The 251-nt window shown below is 50.6% G+C and carries 1 protein-coding gene; it reads right to left on the minus strand.

Going from position 1 to position 251, the window contains the following annotated elements; translation table 11 throughout:
* The coding region (locus PZC42_RS25070; protein WP_277214366.1) for a coiled-coil domain-containing protein at nt 1–251 on the minus strand (251 nt) is incomplete at both ends.

The following is a 251-nucleotide window of genomic DNA, read 5'->3' on the forward strand; positions in this document are numbered from 1 at the left end:
TGTTGGTATCCAATACAATCTCGTTCTTCATGATGGCGATATCTTCATTGAGCTTCTGCCCGACCGACTCGACTTCGTGGGTGACAGCCGATGCTTCCGCCTGCAGCAGCTGCAAGTCCTGTCTACGGAGTAACTGGATTTCTGTACGAAGTTCAGACAATGCGGCCTTGTAGAGGTACGATTCATTCTCCATATCTGCTTTCCGTAGCAACCGGTGTTGACTGGCTGCAATGCTTTCAAGCACGCGCGTT

Origin of the sequence: Isoptericola croceus, assembly GCF_029382255.1 — a bacterium.
In the GTDB taxonomy this organism is placed as follows: Bacteria; Actinomycetota; Actinomycetes; order Actinomycetales; family Cellulomonadaceae; genus Isoptericola; species Isoptericola croceus.